The following is a 21,451-nucleotide window of genomic DNA, read 5'->3' as shown; positions in this document are numbered from 1 at the left end:
GAGCTTTAATTTTAACTTGTATGCTTTTATTTCAAAAGATTGACAAAAAATATTTTAGTGCTAAAATAAGAAGTAGAAAGGAGAATACGATGAGGAAACACGGATCAGCGAAGATGCCGAGGGCGGTCAAGCAAAGAATTTGCCTGTCTGTTCTAGCTTTCTCTACAGCACTGTCTATTGTAACCGGCTTTACCTTCGGACTGGGAGTAGAGCCGGTCGTTGGATGGATTTTTGGGGTTTTGGTCTTTATGATAGGACTCCCTGTCTCACTCATGGTCTTCTCCAGTCCAGAGTGAGTTTGTCGCGCGCGTCGCTCCTTGCGGCGCGCTCTTTTTTTTGCAATAATGATTTGACTATGGAAGATAAAGACCAAAATAGGAGAAGTTTTTTAAAGCCGATAGTCTTATCGGTACTATTTTTTTTCTTAGGTTTTTATTTTGGTGCAGGCCAGGTATCGGAAATTTCCAAAGTCAGTGGTCTTGAGGGTAAAGAACATACGACAGAAATTACTGCTGACTTTTCTTCTTTTTGGCGAGTTTGGAATTTGATTGATGAAAAATATGTTCCACCGGACTTGGAAACAAGAGACAAAACAATTTCCGGACAAGAAAGAGTTTGGGGGGCAATAAAGGGAATGGTGCGATCACTTGGTGACCCTAACACCACCTTTTTAACCCCGAAAGAACTTGAGGTTTTTGAAGAAGAAATAAGTGGTGCTTTTGAAGGAGTTGGCATGGAAGTCGGAATAAGGGATGGTGTTTTAACCGTCATCGCGCCTTTGAAAAATACTCCGGCCTATCGAGCTGGGATAAAGGCAGGTGACAAAATTTTTAAGATTGATGATAAAGAGACTCTAAATCTTGGTATTGAGGAAGCGATTAGTTTGATTCGTGGAAAAAAAGGAACCCCTGTTTCCCTCATACTTTTCAGAGAAGACTCTAATGAGCCGGTTGAAATTACTTTGATCCGAGATACGATTGATATTCCGACTCTCGACACCGAATGGCGTGACGATATTTTTATTATTCGACTCTACAATTTTTCTGGCAATGCCCAGGGTGTTTTTCGGAATGCTTTGAGAGAATTTATTTTGGGAAGTCGAGTTGGAGAGAGAAAATTGATTTTGGATTTGCGAGGTAATCCCGGCGGATTTTTGAACGCATCAGTTGATATTGCCAGTTGGTTTTTGCCAGCAGGAAAAGTGGTGATAAAAGAAGACTTTGGTGGACGGCGAGAGGATATAGTTCATAGGAGCCGCGGTTATAATATTTTTGGTAATGATTTAAAAATGGTTGTATTAATTGATAAAGGCAGTGCTTCAGCTTCGGAGATATTGGCCGGGGCTTTGCAGGAACACGGAGTGGCGACAATTGTCGGAAATCAGTCATTTGGTAAGGGTTCAGTGCAGGAGCTTGTCAGGGTAACCCCCGACACCTCTCTTAAGGTGACTGTGGCTCGTTGGGTTACGCCAAATGGAAAATCAATTTCTCTTGGCGGTTTGGAGCCAGATATAGAGGTGGAAATAGAGTCGGAAGATTTGGAAAGTGAGTATGACTTGGTCTTGGAGAAAGCTATTGAAATATTAAAAAATTAGTATTTAAAAAAAGATATGAAAGTTATTTTACTAAAAGATGTTTCAAAAATCGGCCAGAAGTTTGAAATAAAGAATGTGGCTGATGGTTACGCCCTTAACTTTTTGATTCCGAGAGGATTGGCTAAAACAGCAAATCCGTCCGAAATTGCAAAAATTGAATCCTTAAAAGCTTCAGAAAATAAAACCAGAGAGGATAAATTAAATAATTTGCGTTTAAAAATCAGGCAACTGTTGGGGAGACCGATCTTAATTGAAAGTGAAGCGAATGAGAAAGGTCATCTTTTCAAGGGTTTACACGAAAAAGATTTGGTCAAATCAATATTGAATCAGGAGGGAATAGAAATAGAGCAAGATTTAATCAGACTTGAGAGGCCGATAAAAGAAGTCGGCAGTCAAAAAGTTAAAATAGAAGGGGAGGGGGTGTCTGCGGAAATTGAATTTATAATCAAAGCAAAAGATAAAAGTTAAGCCGAAACATTCACTACTTTTTTAATTTTTACTCCGCCGTTTAGCGAGATTTTTCTTTTGTTTGTTATTCCAACTTTTCCGTTTTTCAAGGCGAAGAGAGTGTGGTCTTTACCCATGCCGACATTTTGTCCCGGTAGAAATTCTGTGCCTCTTTGGCGTACCAAAATTGCGCCGGTTTTGGCAGCTTGTCCGTGATCTATTTTTATCCCGAGATATTTTGGATTTGAATCCCGGTTATTTTTTGTTGATCCTCCTGCTTTTTTATGTGCCATATTACTGCTGATTTAACGCTGGTTTTTCTAAAAAATACTGGCTACCAAATAATTTATGATATTATTTAGATTGATGGAAAGTATAACTGAAGCATTACAAAAAATCAAGAATGTTTGTGTGGCATCGGAGGGTAGAGAAAAGGCCTTGATTGTGGCCGTGATTTTTCTGGTTGGCACCGCCTCTTTCGGTTTAGGTCGGATTTCGGCTTTGGATGAAAATCGTGAGCCGGTAAAAATAAATGAAATTCCTCTTTCGGCCAATGTCGCCACTCTATCGTCTGACACCGCTTCAAATAATGAGCCCTTGGTTTTAGGGCAAAGCGTTTCAGAACAAATCAGTTTACAAGCCGGTGGGCTTTTGGTTGGTTCTAAAACTTCAGACAAGTATCATTTTCCTTGGTGTTCCGGCGCAAAAAGAATAAAAGAAGAAAATAAAATTTATTTCAATTCAATTGAGGAGGCAAAAGCGGCCGGCTATAGCCCGGCGGGGAATTGTAAAGGATTAGAATAGGCAGTTAGGTGCTAGGCTTTAGGCGTTAGTTTATGATCATACTAGACATAGAAACATCAGGAACTAATCCGTGGAAACACTCCATTCTCTCAATTGGCGCCGTTGATTTTTTAGACTTAAAACGAACGTTTTCCAGAGAATGCCAAATCCGGCCGGGCGCGCATATTAGCGAGGAGGGGTTGGCGGTAAACGGTTTTAGCAGGGAAGAGATAGCCGACCCGAGGAAAGAAACGGAAGAAAAAATTGTCGCCGATTTTTTTGCTTGGGCGATGGAGAGTAGAGACCATACAATTGCCGGTCAGAATCCGTCTTTTGACGTTTCTTTTTTGCAAGTGGCATCGGAAGAATACGGTCTAAATTTTCCTTTGGCTCATCGGACTTTTGACCTTCATTCGGTTTGCGCGGCGCATATGATAAAACGGGGATTAAATTTGCCATTGGAAAATAAACGTTCCGCTTTAAATTCTGATTCAATAATGGAATATGTCGGCCTGCCGGCGGAACCAAAGCCTCACATCGCTTTTAACGGCGCCAAATGGGAAGCTGAAGCGTTCTCTCGGTTGTTTTATAACAAACCGCTTTTTCCAGAATTTAAAGAATATAAAATTCCTTGGATAAGCTAGTTATTAGCAGAATACCGTAAATGAAAAAGCCCCGCGCGGTTGTCCGCGCGGGGCTGTGTGTCAGCATTCTGAAGGAGCCGCCTTGCTGTTGGAGAATCCTCGGATGGCTTCTCTCAAACCCATGAGAACAATGAGCAGGACGGTGTTTGGCAGAATGACTAATGCTCCGAACACAGCCCCCAGAGGCATCGTCCAGAATATTCCGCAGTTGAATCCGAAACCCAGCCCGAAACCCAGCCCGAAGACCAGCCCGAGGCCCAGCCCGAAGCTCAGCCCGAAGCTCAGCCCGAAGACCAGCCCGAGGCCCAGCCCGAGGCCCAGCCCGAAGACCAGCCCGAAGACCAGCCCGAAGACCAGCCCGACGACCAGCCCGAGGCCCAGCCCGAAGACCAGCCCGACGACCAGTATGTCATTTTCGTCTGTGCCCTCCTCTGTTCTCGACTGAAGCCAAGAGAAAGCAAGAACGAAGAGGGGAGCCGCCAGCATATCCCACGAATGGGATACTGCGAAGGGAAGAGTCCAGATTGCGCTCTCCTCTTCTTCGTCGCCAACTGACATAGTAAGTTCCCGAATCGCCGGAATTTCTCCAGCGAAAATGTGCCAGATGTGCCAGAAGAGCCCGAACACAAGGGCTGTTACACCCATCCAGAACCACGTTTTCTTCCAGTCCATCGCCATCTCCTGTTCATAGTTTGTTCGCTGTGTTTCTGCTGTTCAGGAAGCTACAAGCTCCCTGTTTTTTTGATGTGCAAAAATCCTTTACCATCTTATCACAAAAGATTATGTTTTGTCAAATTTTGGAGGTAAGGTGGATTTGAGATTAAACTTTCAAGGGGAAATTGAGCTTCCGGTGATAATAATCTAATAGTCCAGTTTTTCTAAAACCCCTTATTTTAAGCCATATATTTGCTTAAATAGACCACACAAAACGATTTTTGTCATTGACAAAAAGTTTGGTTTATGCTAGGATGTTTGTAACTCAACTGAAAGGTTGAGTTTTATTGTTAAAAAAATAATATGTTAAAAATTGCTTTATTAATGACTCTGACCAGCTTGACCGGGCTTAACGCCCCCGCAGTCATGTTAAGTGAAAGTGGAGACGAGCCGCCGAGTATCACGGCCGCGGTAGAAGCGGCCTTGGCTGAAGAAATAAAAATGACTGATGAGGAAATCGTCCGCGAATACTTCAAAGACGCTCCGATTATGATTAGAATCGCTTTTTGCGAATCAACCTTCAGGCAGAATGATAAAGACGGAAATGTCTTGCGCGGAGTCCAAAACTCAAAGGATGTTGGGATCATGCAGATTAATGAATATTTCCACGCTGACAAAGCCAAACAAATGAATCTTGATATCCACGTTATTGAAGGAAATATGGAATTCGCTAGATATCTTTTTGAAAGAGAGGGTACTCGTCCTTGGAATGCCTCCAAGAAATGCTGGAACAGATAAAACAAAAACTCCCCCTTTAAAGGGGGAGTTTTTGTTTAGTCTTTAAGTGGGTGGAATTTGCGGTGAGTGCTTTCGGCATATTTGTCTGAAGCGTGGACGTATCTTGTCGTAGTATCAAGTGACTCATGGCCTAAAAGAATCTGGATGGCGGCCGGGTTGGCACCTTGCTCGGCCAAATACGTAGCAAAACCGTGACGTAATGAATGAGCGCTTGTTGGAACGTTTATGCCCAAAAGTTCCCGATATTTTTTTATTTTCATCTGAAGGTAGTTTGCCGATATGTGTTTGTTTTTGTCGCCAGCATTTTGTCCTCTGCTTGCAATAAAGAGAAAAGGAGAGTCATCGGCTCTAACTTTCAAATAATTGTCTATATGTTTTTTAGCCCTTTCTGTTAGATAGACGAATCGTTGTTTTTTACCCTTGCCCTCTATGAAGATTCGACCAGTTTTATCAAGCTGGATAATTTTTAATGATATTAGTTCTGAAATACGCATACCAGAGGCAAAAAGTGTTTCCAAAGCCGCGCGGTTGCGCAGGGCAACTTTTTTGTTTTTTTCAAATTTCATCGGGGCTTCAATCAAACTAGTCAGCTCTTCGAGTTCGGAAACTTGCGGATGCTTTTTCTCCATTCTCAACAGCTTGATAGCGCCTGGGGCGATCGGAGATTCATAATCCATATCTATAAGATACGACAGATATCTTCTAAGCGAGCTTAGGTTGCGGTTTATAGAACCGCTTTTGAGATTTTTTTGCGCGCCGGACCCTTCGGCAGTTTTTCTGTCAGTAGAGTTCAAATACGCCTTGTATTGTTCGATCGTCCTTTTAGTGACTTTTGAAAAGGGGAGTCCTTTAAATTCTTCTTCTAGAAATCTTTCAAAAGTTTTGAGATCTCTTTCATAATTATATAAAGTTTCTTTTGAATAATTATTTGATTGGATGAAAAGAAGAAAATCTTCAAGGTGGGGTAGAGCACTTTTATTATTTGAGTTGGTCATTTATATCCTAGGATTGAATTATAATAAATTGAGTATAATATCTCTAACACTCAATTATTATGATAACAAAAAATATTGTTTGGAAAATCACTTATCCCCAACCGCGCTACTGCTAAATCCACAACTATGTCCTTTTTTATCTTACTTTTGGCTATTTAATTGACTTTCAACCAAGTAGAGCTATTTTACGTCCGTTTATCTGTCGTGGGTTGTTTTATCTTAATTCTTAGAAAAGACGCTGAAAAGGCCTTTTATAAAGTCCCACAGGGGCCCTATAATGCTCCAAATGGTCTCCCAGATAGCTTTGACGAACGGTTTGTTTATAAACTCAACTATATCAAAATCCCAAACCAATTTTAGAAGTGCCAAGGCAATGATAATAAGTATTATTGTTTTTAAGAACCCTTTTTGTTTTTTCATATGTTTGTATTTTAAATCTTTTTTAGATTTTTATAAATTGACTCAATTTATTTTTTGTTGCCTATTGAGAAAGAGTTGGTAAATAAGACATTGGGTCAAGATAAGCTTTTAGATCAGCAAGGGGCATAAAAGCACCATTACATGGTGTGCTTGAACGATAGGTTTGTGGACGCAGACCTTCGGTTATGTAAAGTCCAAAATGCAAGTGTGGACCGGTTGAATACCCTGCCCCAAAAGTTCCGGGCAAACCACCACTTAGTCCGACCATCTCTCCGGTTTGGACAACTTGTCCCGGCTGGACTCTGATTGATGACAAATGAGAATAGAGAGTGGACAGTCCGTTATCGTGTTTTACCAAAACCCATTTTCCGAATGAGTAACAACCGCGTATTTCGTCGGTGTTACCGATATGGCTGACAATTCCGGACAGTGCTGATTTAACTCTAGTACCCATTGTTGCTCGAAAATCAATACCATTGTGTCCTCGGCCTCTGTAAGCTCCACTACGGGCAAATTCGGTGTCTCCGAAATATTGAGTTACAAATACGCTATCAAGGGGCCACGACAATATTCCGGGTCTTGCTGGTGGGGTTTGAGACGGGTCAATAACCAAGCGTAGTTGTGACTCAAACTCAAAAAGTTCTTTTTCAAACGCGGCTTTTCGAGCCAAATTTGTTTGTAATATTTTTTGATATTCAGCTTCTTGGTTTTTAGTCTCGCTTAGAAGAGACGCTTGTCGTTTTTTATTTATTAGAGAGACGCCGTGTTGATCTTTTAAATCCATATTTAAAAGCTCCAACTGTTCTTTTTGCGACTCTGACTCCTCCCTTTTCTTTTCTAATGTGTCTTTTATAATTTTTAGATTATTCAGGTTCTGCCTGACTTCTACCTGAAATCTCTGCAGGGTTTCAAATTCTTCCCAAACAGAAGAGAAATCACCGTATTTTAAAAGTGATTCAACCAAAGACGAGCTTTCCCCGGTTTCGTTTAGTAAGCGAAGTGTTTCAGACAAGCTTTGGCTGTTTTTCTCTATTCTTTGCTCGGATTCGCTTATTTCCAGTGTTAATTTTTCTATGCTTAAAGATGCGTTTATTATTTTATTTTCAGTTAGAGAGATGTCTTGTTCTAGTTTTTTTTGTGTCAGCTCAATAGATCGAACCGCGTTTTGTAGAGTGTTTACTTCCCTGCCGACCGCTTCAAGTTGTTTTTTTGATTGTTCTATTTCTTTTTCAATTGCACCTATTTGATTGCTTCTATCGCTAATCTTTTCCTGAAGTTCTCTGATTAAGTTTTGATCGGCTTCTGCAATATTGCTGTTGGATAAAAATAAAAGTATTAATGCGATAAAAATCAATGCCGGCACTGGGATTATTAATTTTTGTATTAGCGACATACAACGCCTCGTCGGCTTGCTGTCTAGAACCTTTATTGTTTTAGAATTTCTATCGCTTTTTGCCATCTTGCTATTGTATTATCTTTGCCCAAGATAAAGGACGTCGTGAAAGGGTCTGATGATTTGTCTTTGCCGGATAGTGCGTAGCGCAGTGGCCAGAGCACTTCACCTCTTCCCTCTTTGTCCGCATAAGCCATCAGCCTCTCTTTTATTATATCAGTTTTCCAACTGACATTATCTATACTTTCTAAAATTTCTAGCGATTTCTCTAAATGAATTATTGTTTTTTCCAAATTTGGATTTTTCTCCCACACTATTTTCTCCCTGACGATACTTGGTTCATTGAAAAAAAAGTCTAAATCCCCGTCATTTATAAGACAGTCAATGTCCGCCCATTTTTTAATTCTTTCGCAGATCAATTCCACAAATTCTTGCCCAAAAACCTTAGATTTAACCCAGTCAGTTTTCCCCTTTTTTTCAAGTCTCTCTTTTACTTTTTCAATTTTTTCTTCCACTCTTAGATTTTTTATATATTGTTGATTCAGCCACTCAAGCTTTTCGATATTGAAAACCGCTCCGCTTTTCTGAACCTTTTTAAAATCAAAACAAGAGATGATTTCTTCTAAACTCAAGATATCCCTATCATCTCCCGGATTCCAACCAAGCATTGCCAAGAAATTTATCATCGCTTCTGGCATTATGCCTTGCTCCTTGTAAAAGTTAACAGACACCAGCTCCCCATGCTTTCTTTTTGAGAGCTTGGATCGGTCGGTTGCAAGGATTAGTGGTATATGGGCGTAGATTGGGCGCGGAAAGCCGAGCGCTTCTTGAATCAAAATTTGTCTTGGAGTATTTGAAATATGATCTTCCCCGCGGATTACATGGCTGATTTCCATTTCAAAATCATCAATTACCACTGCCAAGTGATAAAGGGGCTCTTCAAAATTTTTGGCTATCACAAAATCTCCGAGATCTTCTGTTTTGAACTCAACTTGACCACGGATTTCATCATCAAACTTTATGGTGGTGTTTGGGTTTTTAAATCTTACTATTTCAACTTCTCCGTCCCCTTCCCTACTTTTTTCTTTAGAAACATAAGCTTTTCCTTCGGAAACAATTTTTTTCAGATATTTTTTATAAATTTCTCCGCGTTCTGACTGTCTGAAAAAACTGTCATGTGAGAGTCCAAGCCACCCTAAGCCAGCGATTAAGTCGTCCTCATATTCTTTCTTTGACCTTTCTTTGTCGGTATCCTCTATTCTTAAGATGAACTCACCCATCTTTTGTTTAGCAAAAACAAAATTAAACAAAGCAGTTCTAACACCCCCTAGATGTAGATTACCTGTTGGCGATGGAGCAAATCTAGTAACAATTTTTTTCATACTGTCTGTTTAATTCTATTTTTCGTGTCCAAGTGCGATATTAAATATCTCTTGGGCAATCACTTTTGCGGCGTCTTTTCTGGAGAACTTTTGAGCCGCCTGCGACATCGTCTGTAACTTATCGTTGTCTGCCAACAAGTTTTTTATTTCTGAAGTTAAAATATTCGCGTTGAGGTTTGGTTCTTCAATGACAATGCAGGCGCCACTTCGCGCATAACCATAAGCATTTTTTCTCTGGTGATCCCCGTTTGATTTTGATATTGGAATTATAATACTTGGTTTGCTCCAATTTGCTATTTCAAAAATTGTTGAACCGGCTCTTGATACTACCAAATCTGCTACTCCGGCCGCCATTCTCATTGCTTCGTCGTTTAAGTAATCAAAAACTTTATACCTGCTTTCTTTTTCGGAGTTGTATAAAATTGCCGAGGCCCGGCTCTTCGCGTCTTTTAGCCCCCCTTTGCCTGTTTGATGGATAATTTGGCAGAACTCCAAGATTTCTGGCAATGAATCAATTATGGTGTCATTTATTTTTTGTGCTCCAAGAGAACCCCCTAAAACCAAAACGACGGGCAGATTATCTTCTAGTTTCAAGATTTTTTTCGCACCATCCTCAATGGGTTGTAAAATACTTTTTCTTATAGGATTTCCTGTAAATGCCACTTTTTCTTTCGGGAAATATTCAGCAGATTCAGGCCAAGACACAGCAACTCTTTTGGCAAATTTGCCAGCCCAGAGATTAGTTTTGCCTGGTACTGAATCCGACTCATGGATAATAACCGGAATTCTAAATAGTTTTGCGGCAAAGACTGCCGGAAAACTGCCATAACCACCCTTGCTAAATACCGCGTCAGGATAAATATAAAATATTGTCCAGACTGCTTTCAAAACTCCCCAGAATGTTTTGAAGGTGTCGGAGATGTTTAACAGCGAAAAGTATCGCCTCAATTTGCCGGTTGGGTTTTTTTTGAAAATTATTTCGTTGTCAAATAGCAGTCTTTTATTGTAAGGTTCCGGCGCCATATAATATAGCGTCGGTTTGACTATATGTTGTTCTTTTTGCAGATCCTTTAAGGCCTCGGCCACAGCAATAACTGGATAGAAATGCCCACCTGAACCGCCGCCTGTTAATAATATTTTCATTTTTTATATGTCTTATACTTTGATATATTAAGAATTATACCTATAGAAGCTAAAGTAAAAAACAATGCTGTCCCGCCGTGGCTAACAAACAAAAGTGGTAATCCGGACATCGGTACAACACCGGTCATGGAAGCAATATTAAAGAAAGATTGGGTGATTATCAACATTATTATGCCGGTAGTGAGAAGAGACCCAAATAGGTCTGGCGAAAATCTTGCAATTTTAAGACCGCGAAAAGCAAAAAATACAAAGAGTGAGATCAGAAAAAGACCACCGATAAAACCAAACTCTTCGGCTGCGACTGAAAAAACGGAATCGCCGACCGGCTCCGGCAAGAAGCCGAATTTTTGGATGCTTTGTCCGAATCCTCTACCAAACATGCCGCCAGCGCCAATAGCAATTAGTGACTGTTGAAGTTGATAACTAGCCCTGTGATAATCACGCGAAGGATCCAGAAAAGTTACGATTCTTTCGGCGGCATATGGTTTAAGAATGGCGATTGATATTATCCCTAAAATTCCGATAATTAAGACTATTATGATGTCTCGCCACCTAGCACCGGCTGACAAGAAAATTGCAAATCCGGCAGTAGCGATTACTAGAAAAGTTCCAATGTCCGGTTGCATTAACAAAAGACTGGCGATAATCGCTACTATCAACAGAAAAGGTAAGAGGCCAAATTTTATATTTCCAATTTTTTCTTTTACACCGGAAAGCCAAGTTGCAAGATAGATGACAAAACCCAATTTCAAAAATTCCGCTGGTTGGAAAGATAGTCCGGCAATTGAAATCCATCTTCTTGCCCCACCATGCTCAAATCCCAAACCGGGAATAAAAACCCCTATTGCTGTAAGAATCGAAAATAAAAAAATATAGAGGGCAAACTTTCTCCACCTTCGGTAGTGGACTTTTGATAAAGACAGCATGGCAATCGTTCCCAAGAAGAGACCAAAAAATGTTTGGTTAAAAGCTATGTCGCTGAAATTCTCTTTGTCTTTCGCTAGTAATCCCAAAGATGCCGAAGTAAAGACAAAGAAACCACAGACTAACAAAGCGATGACTGTTAGAAAAAAAACCCTATCTATTTTCTGTTTTTTTACCATATAAGAGCTAGTATTACTCCAATTAAGGCAAAGATAACACTGATAACCCAAAATCTCATGGTTACTTTATATGCCGGCCAGCCCAGTGCTTCAAAATGATGGTGTATTGGTGCTACTAGAAATATTTTTTTGCCACGGAATTTTTTTGATGCTATTTGGATAATGTTAGAAAAAGAAGTGGCAATAAGTGGAAAAGCGACAATTGGCAGGATAAGAATTCCATAACCATTGCCAAGTGTGTCGGTCATAAAAGCTACAACTGATAAAGTCAGGGTTAAGCCCATTGTTCCGGTTTCAGACATATAAAATCTAGCTGGCGGAATGTTAAACCAAAGAAAAGCTAAAATTGCGCCGGAGAGCATAGCACAAAAAGCCGCCAAATTTATCTGTTCCAAAAAGAAAGCGATGGTGGCATAAGCAGAGAACATTATGGCGAAAACTCCTCCGGCTAAGCCGTCTATGCCGTCTATTATTCCGCCAGAATAAATCACTAAAGTTACCAAAGCGAAAAAAGGCACAAATAGCCACCCCAGATTTAAAATCCCGAAAACTGGCAGGTTGATCCCAGTGATGTCAAGTTTAAAGTAAAACCAAGACCCAGCCAGCAGTCCTAAAATAATTACCGCTAGCAGTCTTTTTTTCAGCGATAATCCACCGTTATTGTTTGAAGAAGAATTTTGGACTTCCAAAAAATCATCAAATAAGCCGATCAGCGAGCCGATTATTAAGGTGAAAAAAGGAATCCATGTTTGATTTCTGCTCAAAAAGTCTATCTTTGAAGTTAGATCGCTTGGGGCTAGTTTGGCTATTATCCAGATACCGACAATTGTTAAGGTTGCGCTTAGCCAGATTACTACTCCGCCCATTCTCGGTGTACCAACTTCTTTTTCTTTGTGCAGTGAATTAAAGACTTCGGCCTCTTTGCCGTCCATCGCTATCTTACCGGCTCTTTTTTTCCACATCTTGTTTTTGTAGAGATACTCGGTCAGAAAAGGTGTTATACCTATTCCTATAGAGAAGGCGATAATTGCTGGCGCGATGACTTTTACCGTGTCTATAATCATATTTTTAAATATTTTGCGTTTTTCTTTTCATCAATAATAAAGCTTCTCGAAGCTTCAATCAATTTCTCACTATCAACAAAACGTTCGTTTATGGTGGAGTTGAGAACAACGATTATTATTGGTCGACCAAGTCCGGCATCAAAGACGGTCGCTAGGTTGCCACCCGCAAGGTCGGTAAAACCCGTCTTTGCTCCTATTATCCCGGGAACGTTTTTGACTATAAGGTTTGTGTTGCTGGCGGTGTGATTGATTTGGTTGAGTGAGAAGAAACTGGTTTCTTTTTTTGTGGTCGCCTCTAGTATTTCTGGCTTGTTTTTTAAAATATATTCAAAGAGCAAAGCGGTTTCTTTTGCGGTACTATAGGCCCCACTCTGGTTTTCATTTTGGTCAAGTCCGGCTTCGTCGTGAATTACTGTTTTTTCAAGACCAATATTCTTGGCTTTTTGATTTACTTTCTCTATGAATTTTTGCCTTCCGAAATAAAAATCATCTGTGCCAAATGTTATCGCGCCGATAACCGAAGCTATAGCGCGAAATCCATCATTTGATGAGACGACCAAGCTGAAATCAATTAGGTCTTTTAATGCCCATCTCTCATTCACATAAAGTCCGGAATCTCCCTCAGCTTCCAAAAATTCTTTCTCAATTCTGATTTCGGTGTTTTGTGGCGCCAGCTCTAAAGAAACAACAGCCGACAGCGTTTTGGCGATTGAGGCCAAAGGCATAACTTTGTCAGAGTCTTTTTCAAATAATGGTTTTTGTTTTACCACGTCCCAGACAAAAGCGGATTTTCCCACGATTGTTATCTCTTCAAACGGGTTTTTCGAAATCAGTTCTTGATTACTATTGTCATTATATTCTTGAGTGTTGTTAGTATTATTTTTTTGCGATGCATATGGCGTGATGGGTGTCAAAAAAGAAGCAATTAAAAGTAAAATTAAAACTACTCCAGCAAAAACGTTTCTCATATTAAAAAATTTTTTTTCGGGTGACATTTTATTCTGATTCGGTCTCTTTATTTTCTTCGACTTTTAGAGACTCTAATTCTGTTTTGATGTTTTCAAATTCCGGTAATTCTTCAATCTTTTTTACGCCCATATGAGCTAATAAATCTAGAGTTGGGCGGTAATATGCGCTTCTCAATTTTTGTTCAGTCTTTTCAATCAAACCCCGTATTAGAAGGTTTCTTAGAATGTATCCGGAATTAACGCCACGAATATAATCAATTTCTTTTTTACTTATTGGTCCGCGATATAAGATGATAGATAAAGTTTCAAGCCCTGCCTTGCCGAGCTCTTTGTTTAATTCACCTTTGTTTAATTCAGCTATGAGGTCAGAAAGTTCTGGATTTGTGCCAAGCATTACTTTGTCGCCGTTTTGGACAAGGACAATTCCCCGCTCATTCAAATTTTCTTCCAAAATTTGCAGACTTTTTTTTATGGATGATTCGTCTTGTTTTAAAATCTCCGCCAGCTTTTTGATTGAAAAAGGTTCGGCTTGATAAAACAAAACAGCTTCTATTTTCTTGTCTAAGTCCATGTTTTAAATATTAATTAGTGCCTTTTTGTATTTCAATATCTCCATACCGGTTTTGTTGCTCGGCAAAAACTGATCCTCTTTTAACTAATTCTAAGACTGCCAAAAAACTGATGATTATGTTTTCCCGCCCTCCTCCTTTTCCGGAGAATTCTTGGAAGCTCATCTTGAAACTTTCAGTAATTCTCTCCAGTAGTTTTTCTATAGTTTCTTCCAGACTGACAACTTTTTTTACTACAGCCTTTGGTAGGTTTTCCGGTTTCGGGAATTCTGTGATTATCCACTTCACGGCCTCTAAAATTGATTTGGTGCTAATTTCTGCAGACGGGGAAAAAATTGGTTCAAAAATTCGTCCTTCGCGTCCCCAGATTATTTTCTTGGAAAATCGGTTTTTTACATGCCGACTTAATTCTTTGAATTTTTGATATTCCTTAAGTCTTTGTTCCAAGTCTTCTATACTTTCTTCCTCTTCTTCTGTTAATTGAAGAAGAGGAAGAAGTGATCTGGATTTTATTAAAAGCAAAGTAGCTGCAACAACGACAAACTGAGCAATTTCGTCTATCGGAAAACCTTCTTTTTTTTGAACATAATCGATAAAATCATCTGTTACTTTTGACAGAGCAATGTCATTTATGTAGAGCTTTCTTTTTTCGATAAGATGTAAGAGTAAGTCCAAAGGTCCTTCAAAATTTTCGGTTTTTATTTCAAATCCGGTCGCAATCATTGTGGAATAATACCTTATTTCTTGGGTTTTTTCCAATTATGACGCTTTTTGGTATTTATTGCCGACGTAGAGCGAGAGAAATGAGAAGGTAATCTTTCTCATTTCCGACCCGAGGATAGCCAACAAAAGGTCTAATACCTTTTATTATCCCGTCTTGATTTTTAAGTCTTTCAGCTGATTTTGTTCGATTTCCGAAGGAGCTCCCATAGTAAGGTCTCTTCCCTCTCCTGTTTTAGGAAAAGCGATGACTTCCCGAATACTTGATTCGTTTTCCAAGACAGCAATGAGTCGGTCGAGTCCTGATGCTATGCCACCATGAGGTGGTATGCCAAACGTGAAAGCGTCTAACATGTGTTCAAAATATTTTTTCTGTTTCTCGTCAAAACCGATGAGATTAAATATTTTTTCCTGAATTTTGGGGTCATGAATACGGATACTACCTCCCGCAACCTCAAAGCCGTTTAGCGCCAAATCGTGCTGGTAAGATCTAGCATCTGCTGGATCATTTTCCAGCTTTTGCAGATCTTCTTCTTTGGGAGCGGTAAACATGTGGTGGCTCGGGGCGAAGTGACCATTTTCCAAATCTTTTTCAAAAAGTGGAAAATTTAATACCCAGACAAAACCAAGTTCGTTTGGATCATTCTTGTTTTTTCGTATGTCTGGCTTATCAGAATTATATTTTTCCATGGCTTCATCATAGTTTATTCTTGGCCACGGACTTTCAGTAAAAGTCTTCTCCGGGTAGATCTTATTTACCATTTTGCTAAACATATTTTCTACCAAGTCTAGAATTTTCTCTTGATCAACGAAAGACATCTCAATATCAAGTTGGGTAAATTCGGCTTGGCGGTCGCCTCTGGTGTCTTCATCTCTCATGCACTTTGCAACCTGAAAATATTTTTCTATCCCCGAGGCCATCAATAATTGTTTGTACTGCTGGGGTGATTGTGGCAGAGCGTAAAATTTCCCCGGGTAGGTTCTGGATGGCACTATATAATCTCTCGCTCCTTCGGGGGTTGATTTTGTAAGGATTGGAGTTTCTACTTCAACAAAACCTTCTGTATCTAAATAGTCTCTAAAAAATTTGATGATCTTGTGTCGATTTCTTATGTTTTTCTGCATTCTAGGCCTTCTCAAATCCAAATATCGGTACTTCATTCTTATCTCTTCATTGATATCATACCCGCTGTCTTGAAGATTAAAGGGTGGAGTTTGAGCTTCATTCAAGACTTTTATTTCTGAAATTTCTATTTCTATATGGCCCAATTCCTCTTCCGAATTAACCATCTTTTCCGGACGCTTGTTGGCTTTGCCTTTTATTTCAACCACCCACTCATCTCTTAAACTGTCAGCTAATTTGTGAGTGTCTTGATTTTGAGGGAGCGAAACCATTTGGACCTTACCACTTTCGTCTCGCAAATCAAAAAAAATAAGTTTGCCGTGGTCGCGTCTTGCGTTTATCCATCCTAAAACCTTAACTTCGTGTCCAACTTTTTCTTTTAATGATGAAATTTTTATTCTCTCCATTTTTTTAAAAATAATTTATTTTCATTGCGGCCCTAACCTCGGACATAGTCTCTGCTGCTTCTTCCCTCGCCCTACCAGTCCCATCTTTTAAGATTTTCATTATAGCTGACTTATCTTTTGAAAGCTCGTCACGCTTTTTTCTTATTGGTTCTAAGACTTTCTCTAGAACTTCGATAAGGTGTTTTTTGATAATTACATCCCCAAGTCCGCCCTGCTCATAATCTCTTTTGATTTTTTCCAATTCTGATTTTTCCGGATCAAAAGCGTCTAAGTATTGGAATACTACATTTCCCTCAATTGTGCCGGGATCCTCTGCTCTTAAATGTTTGGGATCGGTGAACATTGCCATTACTTTTTTTTCAACGATATCTGTCGGATCTGACAAGAAAATGGCATTATTCAAAGATTTACTGGCTTTATTTCTCCCGTCTATTCCCATAAGTCGCGGAGTTTCAGAAGTTACAGTTTTGATTTTTTGGAATGTCTGACCATAGAGAGAATTAAATTTATCCACAATCTCGTTTGCTTGCTCGATGACCGGTAGCTGGTCTTCGCCGACTGGAATTAAGTTTGCTTTGCAGAACAGAATATCAGCAGCTTGGCTTACGGGATAAGTCAAAAATCCTGCCGGCACGTTTTCTTCGTAACCCTTGTGCTTCATTTCGTCTTTTACGGTTGGGTTGCGTTTTAATCTGGCGAGAGTAACAAGGTTTAGAAAAAGGATGGTCAGTTCAGAAATTTCAGGAATTTTTGATTGAATTAAAAAAGTGGTTTTCTTTGGATCAAGTCCTGACGCCAAATTGTCGAGCGCAACCTCCACAACACTCTCTTTTACTTTTTCCGGATTTTCGGCGTTATCGGTCAGAGCTTGAAGGTCGGCGATAAGATAAAAATTCTTTTCGGATTGCTCCTGGAGTTCCACCCTTTTTTTAATTGAGCCGGCAAGGTGGCCGAGATGAAGCCGGCCGGTTGGTCTGTCGCCGGTTAAAACAATTGTTTTTTCAGTCATTGGTTAAAATGCTATCAAAAGACTTGTATTTTTGGAAGCATCATTCATTTTCTTATAAAAAGCAAGATGATGGCAAGTGGAGAGAGGATTAGCCAGAAAAAATATTTCTCCGAACCGAAAAAATCTCCGGATTTAGGCATATATTTCAGGGCTTCTGGAAGCGGTATTATCTGGTGGATTGTCAGAAGAGTTAAAACAAAGACACAAATTGATAAAATAAAAATTTTCAACTTCTGGCTTCTATCAGTATATAAGACCCTACCACCGGCAATTATACTTATTACGAGGAAGGTTAATATAAAAAATATAGCGAACAAAATCAGGCGGTTGAAAAAAATCTGCCATTGGTTTTCTTTTAGAAAAACTAGTTTTTCTATGATTGGAAATTGGCTGTAGAAAAATACTGCCGGATAAAAAGATAAAATCAAAGCTATAATCTTACCTTTCCCCAAAGAGAAAGATACAGCAAGACAGATGATTAGAATTATAGAAAGAACTGCCAACTCTGATCCCAACACTGGGGTATATGAAGAAATTAAACTCATTTTTTGTAGGTTTTTAAATCCCCTCTTTTTTCAATTCCTCAACTATTTTCTTGGCGTTTTTACTAAGTTTTTTAGGCAAGATGATATTTATTTTTATGTGCAAATCACCGCGCTGATTTTTGCCGATTGGTACGCCCTTTCCTCTGACTCTTAAGGTTTCGCCGAAGGATACATTTTCAGGTATCTTAATCTTTAGGACTCCATCTAGTGTTCCTATTTCATATTCTTCGCCAAGCAGGGCATCCGTCAGTTTTATGTTTAGTGTTGTGATCAGATTGTTGCCATCTTTTGTGAATTGCGGATCTTTTCTAACCCTGATTTTTACGTATAAGTCTCCGCTTTGTCCATTTGCCGCTGCCTCTCCTTCTCCGATAAGTCGTATCATTTCTCCATCTTCTATCCCCGATGGAATTTCTATCGATATTTCTTGTTCTTTTTTTATGACACCAAGACCCATACACTCTGAACATCTTTCTTTTGGAATTTTGCCTTTGCCGGAACATTTGTCGCAGGTTCTAGCAATCGCAAAAGAGCCGATCAGGGACTTTTTGATCTCTCTTATTTTTCCCTGACCATTGCAAGAGTTACAGGTTGAAAATTCAGTCCCCTTTTTTGCTCCACTACCACGACATCCATCACAGAGTGCAGTTTTTTGGATTAATACCTTTCGAACTGTTCCGAACACGGCTTCTTTGAAAGGGATTTCAATATCAATTGAAATATCTCTTCCGCGTTTGTTTTTTTGACCACCACCGAATAAATCCCCAAATATGTCTCCCAAATCAAAACCTTCAAAAGCATTTTCAAAACCGCCGGATTGCCATTCAAAAGGTCCATTCTCAAATCCTCCGGCGTTGTTAAAGACCCGACCATAAGAATCGTATTCCGCTCGTTTTTTGTCGTCCGACAAGACCCCATAGGCCTCGTTTATTTCTTTAAATTTTTCTTCGTTACCGCTTTTTTTATCAGGATGATACTGATGCGCAAGTTTACGAAAAGCTTTTTTTATTTCTTCTTTGCTGGCTTTTTTATCTATCCCGAGAATTTCGTAATAGTTTTTTGACATACTTTATTGTCTTTAAGTGAGCATTTATATTTTACTACTTTTGCTCGTCCTTGTCCTCTTTTTTTTGTTCTTCTTTTATTTCAGCATCTCTGACATTTTCCTTGTCGGTATTTTGTTCAGGATTCTGCTGATTTCCGGCTGAAGCATATTGGCCGATTTTTTGAATTGTCTGTGATAAAGATTCGGTAGCTGATTTTATTTCTTCTAGATTACTCGTCTCTTTTGATTTTTTTAGAGCGCCAAGTTTCTCATTTATCTCATTTTTGACGTCTTCTGGTAGTTTTGACTCGTTTTCTTTTAGAGCTTTTTCTGTTGTATAAACAAGTTGTTCTGCCAAATTTTTGGCTTCAACCAAATCTTTTTTCTTTTGGTCTTCTTCGCCATGAGCTTCTGCTTCTTTTTTCATTCTTTCTATTTCATCTTTAGACAAGCTAGAACCGGCTTCGATGCGTATGGACTGTTCTTTACCGGTGGTTTTATCGCGGGCTTTGACGTTTAAAATTCCGTTAGCATCGATGTCAAAAGATACCTCGATTTGTGGCATACCTCTCGGAGCTGGTGCGACACCGTCTAAAATAAACCGCCCCAAACTTTTATTGTCGGCGGCCATTGATCGTTCGCCTTGAACAATGTGAATCTCTACACTGGTTTGGTTGTCGGCGGCGGTAGAAAAAGTCTGGGATTTGCTAGCCGGAATCGTGGTGTTTTTTTCTATCAATTTTGTTGCTACTCCACCCAAGGTCTCAATTCCGAGCGAAAGAGGAATAACATCAAGTAGCAAAACATCTTTAACATCACCCATCAAGATTCCACCCTGAACTGCTGCTCCGAGAGCCACGACCTCATCCGGATTGATTGATTTATTTGGTTCTTTTCCAAAAAATTCTTTAACTCTTTCTGAAATTTTTGGCATTCTGGTCTGTCCACCGACCATGATAATTTCGTCGATGTCTCCAACTTTGAATGGAGAATTATCCATTGCCCTTTTTGTAATTTCCATCGCTCGGTTAATAAATTCTTCCGCTAATTCTTCAAGTTTTGCTCTGGAAATCTTGATCAGTAAATGTCTCGGCCCGCTTGAGTCAGAAGTTATAAAAGGAATATTTACTTCAGTTTCTAATGCGCTTGAAAGTTCAATTTTGGCTTTCTCGGCCGCTTCGTCCAATCGTTGTAGAGCCAATGGGTCGTTTTTAACATCTATCCCGCTCTCTTTTCTAAATTCTTCGGCCAGATAATTTATTATTTTTTGGTCTATATCTTTGCCACCAAGGTGAGAATCACCATCGGTTGATTTGACCTCGACTACATTGTCGCCAACTTCAAGAATTGAAATATCAAAAGTTCCGCCGCCAAAATCAAAGACGGCGATTTTCTCGTCTTTCTTTTTATTCAGTCCGTAAGCCAAGGCGGCCGCCGTCGGCTCATTTATAATTCTCTTAACCGTGAGACCCGCAATTTCTCCGGCGTCTTTGGTGGCTTTTCTTTGGGCATCATTGAAATATGCCGGAACGGTGATGACCGCTTCTGTAATTTTTTGTCCGAGCTTGGCTTCGGCATCAGTTTTTATTTTTTGCAGAATCATAGCCGAAATCTCTTCCGGTCGATAATCTTTGTCACCCATTCTAACCAAAATTCCGCCGTCTGGAGCTTTTTTTACTTCGAAAGGTACAGTTTTTATGTCCTTTTGAACTGCGGGGTCATCGAAAGAATGACCAATAAATCTTTTGATTTGATAGACCGTACTCTTTGGATTTGTAACAGCTTGTCTTTTTGCTAAAAGACCTGCAAGTCTTTCGCCTGTTTTGCTGACAGAAACAATCGACGGAGTTGTTCGTGAACCCTCTGAATTTTCTAAGATTCTTGGTTCTCCCCCCTCAACTACCGCGACTGCAGAAAAAGTTGTGCCTAAATCTATTCCTATAATCTTAGACATAGTTTTTTAGAAATTAACCAATAAGTATTCTGTACGAAGACATTTTATATATTTTTTACCGATTGTCCAGCAAAAAATTTCTTGTTTTTACTTCTTACATTCACTGACTACGACTTTTGCCGGTCGGATAACTCTGTTGTTGAGTTTATAACCTTTTTGAATTACTCTTGCGATTCTATTTTCATTTTCCGGAGAATCGGTCGATTCCACCGCTACCGCTTCATGAAAGTTAGGATCAAATTCTGCTTTGTTTTCTGGATTTATCTCTTCCAGACCGCTTTGCGACAAAGTTTTTTCTAGTTCTTTGACCGAATTCTCTATTCCTTGTCGCCAACCTTCTGGCATTTTCTGCCAGTCCTGACTCTCAAGCGCTGATTGGAAATTATCCAAGCTTGGAATAATATCAGAAATCAAATTTTGATTTGCGAATTTTACAAAATTATCTTTCTCTTCAGCATCTTTTTTTCTTGCATTTATAAAATCAGCTTTTGTTCTTTGCCACCCATCAAGATACAACTTTTTTTCTTCCTCGATTTTTTTCAGCTGAAGCTTAAGTTTTTTGATTTTTTCTAGACACCCGCCATTTTCCTCGTCTGCCACAAGATCTTCTTCAAATTCTTCTGGTTGGTTGTTTATTTCTTCGTCCATATTTTTACTTAAGACTTAAAAATCTCAACATTTTTGTTGTTAT

24 protein-coding genes are annotated in these 21,451 nt (G+C 39.4%); 6 read left to right on the top strand and 18 right to left on the bottom strand.

Translation table 11 applies throughout. The features are described from left to right. The first annotated feature begins 20 nt into the window (after positions 1 to 20). The 3 genes from QY304_01515 to rplI are packed head-to-tail and all read left to right on the top strand — an operon-like array spanning position 21 to position 2,062. On the top strand, positions 21 to 296 hold the full coding sequence (locus QY304_01515) for a hypothetical protein (GenBank protein WKZ26762.1): 276 nt from the start codon (positions 21 to 23) through the stop codon (positions 294 to 296). Between the two features lie 59 nt (positions 297 to 355). Further along, positions 356 to 1,594, top strand: a complete 1,239-nt coding sequence (locus QY304_01510) for a S41 family peptidase (protein ID WKZ26761.1) — start codon at positions 356 to 358, stop codon at positions 1,592 to 1,594. A gap of 15 nt (positions 1,595 to 1,609) precedes the next feature. Continuing rightward, complete coding sequence (rplI, locus tag QY304_01505) at positions 1,610 to 2,062, top strand: 50S ribosomal protein L9 (GenBank protein WKZ26760.1); 453 nt, start codon at positions 1,610 to 1,612, stop codon at positions 2,060 to 2,062. On the opposite strand, the gene rpmA is transcribed toward rplI, so the two are convergent. Continuing rightward, a complete protein-coding gene (rpmA, locus tag QY304_01500; GenBank protein WKZ26759.1) occupies positions 2,059 to 2,334 on the bottom strand; it encodes a 50S ribosomal protein L27 in 276 nt (91 codons plus the stop codon). The two genes, rplI and rpmA, sit on opposite strands and share 4 nt — an antisense overlap. A gap of 55 nt (positions 2,335 to 2,389) precedes the next feature. Here rpmA and QY304_01495 point away from each other — a divergent pair, with 55 nt between their 5' ends. Both QY304_01495 and QY304_01490 read left to right on the top strand, forming a co-directional pair. After that, entirely contained in the window at positions 2,390 to 2,845 is a 456-nt protein-coding gene (locus tag QY304_01495; GenBank protein ID WKZ26758.1) for an Ada metal-binding domain-containing protein, read from the top strand. Between the two features lie 32 nt (positions 2,846 to 2,877). Beyond that, a complete protein-coding gene (locus QY304_01490) occupies positions 2,878 to 3,468 on the top strand; it encodes a 3'-5' exonuclease (GenBank protein WKZ26757.1) in 591 nt (196 codons plus the stop codon). A 60-nt stretch (positions 3,469 to 3,528) separates the two neighbouring features. Here QY304_01490 and QY304_01485 read toward each other — a convergent pair whose 3' ends face one another. Next, the gene (locus QY304_01485; GenBank protein ID WKZ26756.1) at positions 3,529 to 4,140 is read right to left on the bottom strand and encodes a hypothetical protein; all 612 of its coding nucleotides are present in this window, start codon (positions 4,138 to 4,140) and stop codon (positions 3,529 to 3,531) included. Positions 4,141 to 4,485: 345 nt separating this feature from the next. On the opposite strand from QY304_01485, the gene QY304_01480 reads away from it, so the two are divergent. Then, on the top strand, positions 4,486 to 4,920 hold the full coding sequence (locus tag QY304_01480; protein ID WKZ26755.1) for a hypothetical protein: 435 nt from the start codon (positions 4,486 to 4,488) through the stop codon (positions 4,918 to 4,920). 35 nt (positions 4,921 to 4,955) lie between these two features. Here QY304_01480 and QY304_01475 read toward each other — a convergent pair whose 3' ends face one another. From QY304_01475 to QY304_01400, 16 genes are all read right to left on the bottom strand, one after another. Further along, on the bottom strand, positions 4,956 to 5,915 hold the full coding sequence (locus QY304_01475) for a tyrosine-type recombinase/integrase (GenBank protein WKZ26754.1): 960 nt from the start codon (positions 5,913 to 5,915) through the stop codon (positions 4,956 to 4,958). 219 nt (positions 5,916 to 6,134) lie between these two features. Continuing rightward, positions 6,135 to 6,335, bottom strand: a complete 201-nt coding sequence (locus tag QY304_01470; protein WKZ26753.1) for a hypothetical protein — start codon at positions 6,333 to 6,335, stop codon at positions 6,135 to 6,137. A gap of 61 nt (positions 6,336 to 6,396) precedes the next feature. Continuing rightward, positions 6,397 to 7,794 carry a peptidoglycan DD-metalloendopeptidase family protein gene (locus QY304_01465; GenBank protein ID WKZ26752.1) on the bottom strand — a complete coding sequence of 466 codons (1,398 nt, stop codon included), beginning with the start codon at positions 7,792 to 7,794 and terminating at the stop codon, positions 6,397 to 6,399. Continuing rightward, positions 7,761 to 9,110, bottom strand: coding sequence for a glutamate--tRNA ligase (gltX, locus tag QY304_01460; protein ID WKZ26751.1), 1,350 nt, complete (start codon positions 9,108 to 9,110; stop codon positions 7,761 to 7,763). Before gltX ends, QY304_01465 begins: the two co-directional genes overlap by 34 nt. A gap of 15 nt (positions 9,111 to 9,125) precedes the next feature. Continuing rightward, on the bottom strand, positions 9,126 to 10,253 hold the full coding sequence (locus QY304_01455; GenBank protein ID WKZ26750.1) for a UDP-N-acetylglucosamine--N-acetylmuramyl-(pentapeptide) pyrophosphoryl-undecaprenol N-acetylglucosamine transferase: 1,128 nt from the start codon (positions 10,251 to 10,253) through the stop codon (positions 9,126 to 9,128). Next, positions 10,250 to 11,356: a putative peptidoglycan glycosyltransferase FtsW gene (locus QY304_01450; GenBank protein ID WKZ26749.1), complete on the bottom strand. Its 1,107-nt coding sequence runs from the start codon at positions 11,354 to 11,356 to the stop codon at positions 10,250 to 10,252. Before QY304_01450 ends, QY304_01455 begins: the two co-directional genes overlap by 4 nt. Beyond that, a complete protein-coding gene (locus tag QY304_01445; GenBank protein WKZ26748.1) occupies positions 11,350 to 12,420 on the bottom strand; it encodes a hypothetical protein in 1,071 nt (356 codons plus the stop codon). Before QY304_01445 ends, QY304_01450 begins: the two co-directional genes overlap by 7 nt. After that, positions 12,417 to 13,388 carry a hypothetical protein gene (locus QY304_01440; GenBank protein WKZ26747.1) on the bottom strand — a complete coding sequence of 324 codons (972 nt, stop codon included), beginning with the start codon at positions 13,386 to 13,388 and terminating at the stop codon, positions 12,417 to 12,419. Before QY304_01440 ends, QY304_01445 begins: the two co-directional genes overlap by 4 nt. 28 nt (positions 13,389 to 13,416) lie before the next feature. Continuing rightward, positions 13,417 to 13,959 (bottom strand): SMC-Scp complex subunit ScpB, encoded by a 543-nt coding sequence (locus QY304_01435; GenBank protein WKZ26746.1) that lies wholly within the window; start codon positions 13,957 to 13,959, stop codon positions 13,417 to 13,419. Positions 13,960 to 13,969: 10 nt separating this feature from the next. Further along, on the bottom strand, positions 13,970 to 14,716 hold the full coding sequence (locus QY304_01430; protein WKZ26745.1) for a ScpA family protein: 747 nt from the start codon (positions 14,714 to 14,716) through the stop codon (positions 13,970 to 13,972). A gap of 108 nt (positions 14,717 to 14,824) precedes the next feature. Next, positions 14,825 to 16,207, bottom strand: a complete 1,383-nt coding sequence (gene aspS, locus QY304_01425; GenBank protein ID WKZ26744.1) for an aspartate--tRNA ligase — start codon at positions 16,205 to 16,207, stop codon at positions 14,825 to 14,827. A 4-nt stretch (positions 16,208 to 16,211) separates the two neighbouring features. Then, positions 16,212 to 17,216: a tryptophan--tRNA ligase gene (trpS, locus tag QY304_01420; protein WKZ26743.1), complete on the bottom strand. Its 1,005-nt coding sequence runs from the start codon at positions 17,214 to 17,216 to the stop codon at positions 16,212 to 16,214. Positions 17,217 to 17,260: 44 nt separating this feature from the next. Continuing rightward, positions 17,261 to 17,761 (bottom strand): hypothetical protein, encoded by a 501-nt coding sequence (locus QY304_01415; protein ID WKZ26742.1) that lies wholly within the window; start codon positions 17,759 to 17,761, stop codon positions 17,261 to 17,263. Between the two features lie 13 nt (positions 17,762 to 17,774). Beyond that, complete coding sequence (gene dnaJ / locus QY304_01410) at positions 17,775 to 18,827, bottom strand: molecular chaperone DnaJ (protein ID WKZ26741.1); 1,053 nt, start codon at positions 18,825 to 18,827, stop codon at positions 17,775 to 17,777. A gap of 34 nt (positions 18,828 to 18,861) precedes the next feature. Next, positions 18,862 to 20,760 carry a molecular chaperone DnaK gene (gene dnaK / locus QY304_01405; GenBank protein ID WKZ26740.1) on the bottom strand — a complete coding sequence of 633 codons (1,899 nt, stop codon included), beginning with the start codon at positions 20,758 to 20,760 and terminating at the stop codon, positions 18,862 to 18,864. 87 nt (positions 20,761 to 20,847) lie between these two features. Next, the gene (locus QY304_01400) at positions 20,848 to 21,408 is read right to left on the bottom strand and encodes a nucleotide exchange factor GrpE (GenBank protein ID WKZ26739.1); all 561 of its coding nucleotides are present in this window, start codon (positions 21,406 to 21,408) and stop codon (positions 20,848 to 20,850) included. Positions 21,409 to 21,451: the final 43 nt, after the last annotated feature.

It is taken from the genome of Candidatus Paceibacterota bacterium (assembly GCA_030583745.1).
GTDB lineage: Bacteria > Patescibacteriota > Minisyncoccia > Phycocordibacterales > BOKC01 > BOKC01.
The sequence above is the reverse complement of the archived record's forward strand: the minus strand, read 5'-3'. Positions and strand labels throughout refer to the sequence as shown.

Coding starts and splice junctions, on each gene's coding strand:
- QY304_01515 (WKZ26762.1), top strand. CDS start 21: ATGCTTTTATTTCAAAAGATTGACAAAAAATATTTTAGTGCTAAAATA.
- QY304_01510 (WKZ26761.1), top strand. CDS start 356: ATGGAAGATAAAGACCAAAATAGGAGAAGTTTTTTAAAGCCGATAGTC.
- rplI (WKZ26760.1), top strand. CDS start 1,610: ATGAAAGTTATTTTACTAAAAGATGTTTCAAAAATCGGCCAGAAGTTT.
- rpmA (WKZ26759.1), bottom strand. CDS start 2,334: ATGGCACATAAAAAAGCAGGAGGATCAACAAAAAATAACCGGGATTCA.
- QY304_01495 (WKZ26758.1), top strand. CDS start 2,390: ATGATATTATTTAGATTGATGGAAAGTATAACTGAAGCATTACAAAAA.
- QY304_01490 (WKZ26757.1), top strand. CDS start 2,878: ATGATCATACTAGACATAGAAACATCAGGAACTAATCCGTGGAAACAC.
- QY304_01485 (WKZ26756.1), bottom strand. CDS start 4,140: ATGGACTGGAAGAAAACGTGGTTCTGGATGGGTGTAACAGCCCTTGTG.
- QY304_01480 (WKZ26755.1), top strand. CDS start 4,486: ATGTTAAAAATTGCTTTATTAATGACTCTGACCAGCTTGACCGGGCTT.
- QY304_01475 (WKZ26754.1), bottom strand. CDS start 5,915: ATGACCAACTCAAATAATAAAAGTGCTCTACCCCACCTTGAAGATTTT.
- QY304_01470 (WKZ26753.1), bottom strand. CDS start 6,335: ATGAAAAAACAAAAAGGGTTCTTAAAAACAATAATACTTATTATCATT.
- QY304_01465 (WKZ26752.1), bottom strand. CDS start 7,794: ATGGCAAAAAGCGATAGAAATTCTAAAACAATAAAGGTTCTAGACAGC.
- gltX (WKZ26751.1), bottom strand. CDS start 9,110: ATGAAAAAAATTGTTACTAGATTTGCTCCATCGCCAACAGGTAATCTA.
- QY304_01455 (WKZ26750.1), bottom strand. CDS start 10,253: ATGAAAATATTATTAACAGGCGGCGGTTCAGGTGGGCATTTCTATCCA.
- QY304_01450 (WKZ26749.1), bottom strand. CDS start 11,356: ATGGTAAAAAAACAGAAAATAGATAGGGTTTTTTTTCTAACAGTCATC.
- QY304_01445 (WKZ26748.1), bottom strand. CDS start 12,420: ATGATTATAGACACGGTAAAAGTCATCGCGCCAGCAATTATCGCCTTC.
- QY304_01440 (WKZ26747.1), bottom strand. CDS start 13,388: ATGAGAAACGTTTTTGCTGGAGTAGTTTTAATTTTACTTTTAATTGCT.
- QY304_01435 (WKZ26746.1), bottom strand. CDS start 13,959: ATGGACTTAGACAAGAAAATAGAAGCTGTTTTGTTTTATCAAGCCGAA.
- aspS (WKZ26744.1), bottom strand. CDS start 16,207: ATGGAGAGAATAAAAATTTCATCATTAAAAGAAAAAGTTGGACACGAA.
- trpS (WKZ26743.1), bottom strand. CDS start 17,216: ATGACTGAAAAAACAATTGTTTTAACCGGCGACAGACCAACCGGCCGG.
- QY304_01415 (WKZ26742.1), bottom strand. CDS start 17,761: ATGAGTTTAATTTCTTCATATACCCCAGTGTTGGGATCAGAGTTGGCA.
- dnaJ (WKZ26741.1), bottom strand. CDS start 18,827: ATGTCAAAAAACTATTACGAAATTCTCGGGATAGATAAAAAAGCCAGC.
- dnaK (WKZ26740.1), bottom strand. CDS start 20,760: ATGTCTAAGATTATAGGAATAGATTTAGGCACAACTTTTTCTGCAGTC.
- QY304_01400 (WKZ26739.1), bottom strand. CDS start 21,408: ATGGACGAAGAAATAAACAACCAACCAGAAGAATTTGAAGAAGATCTT.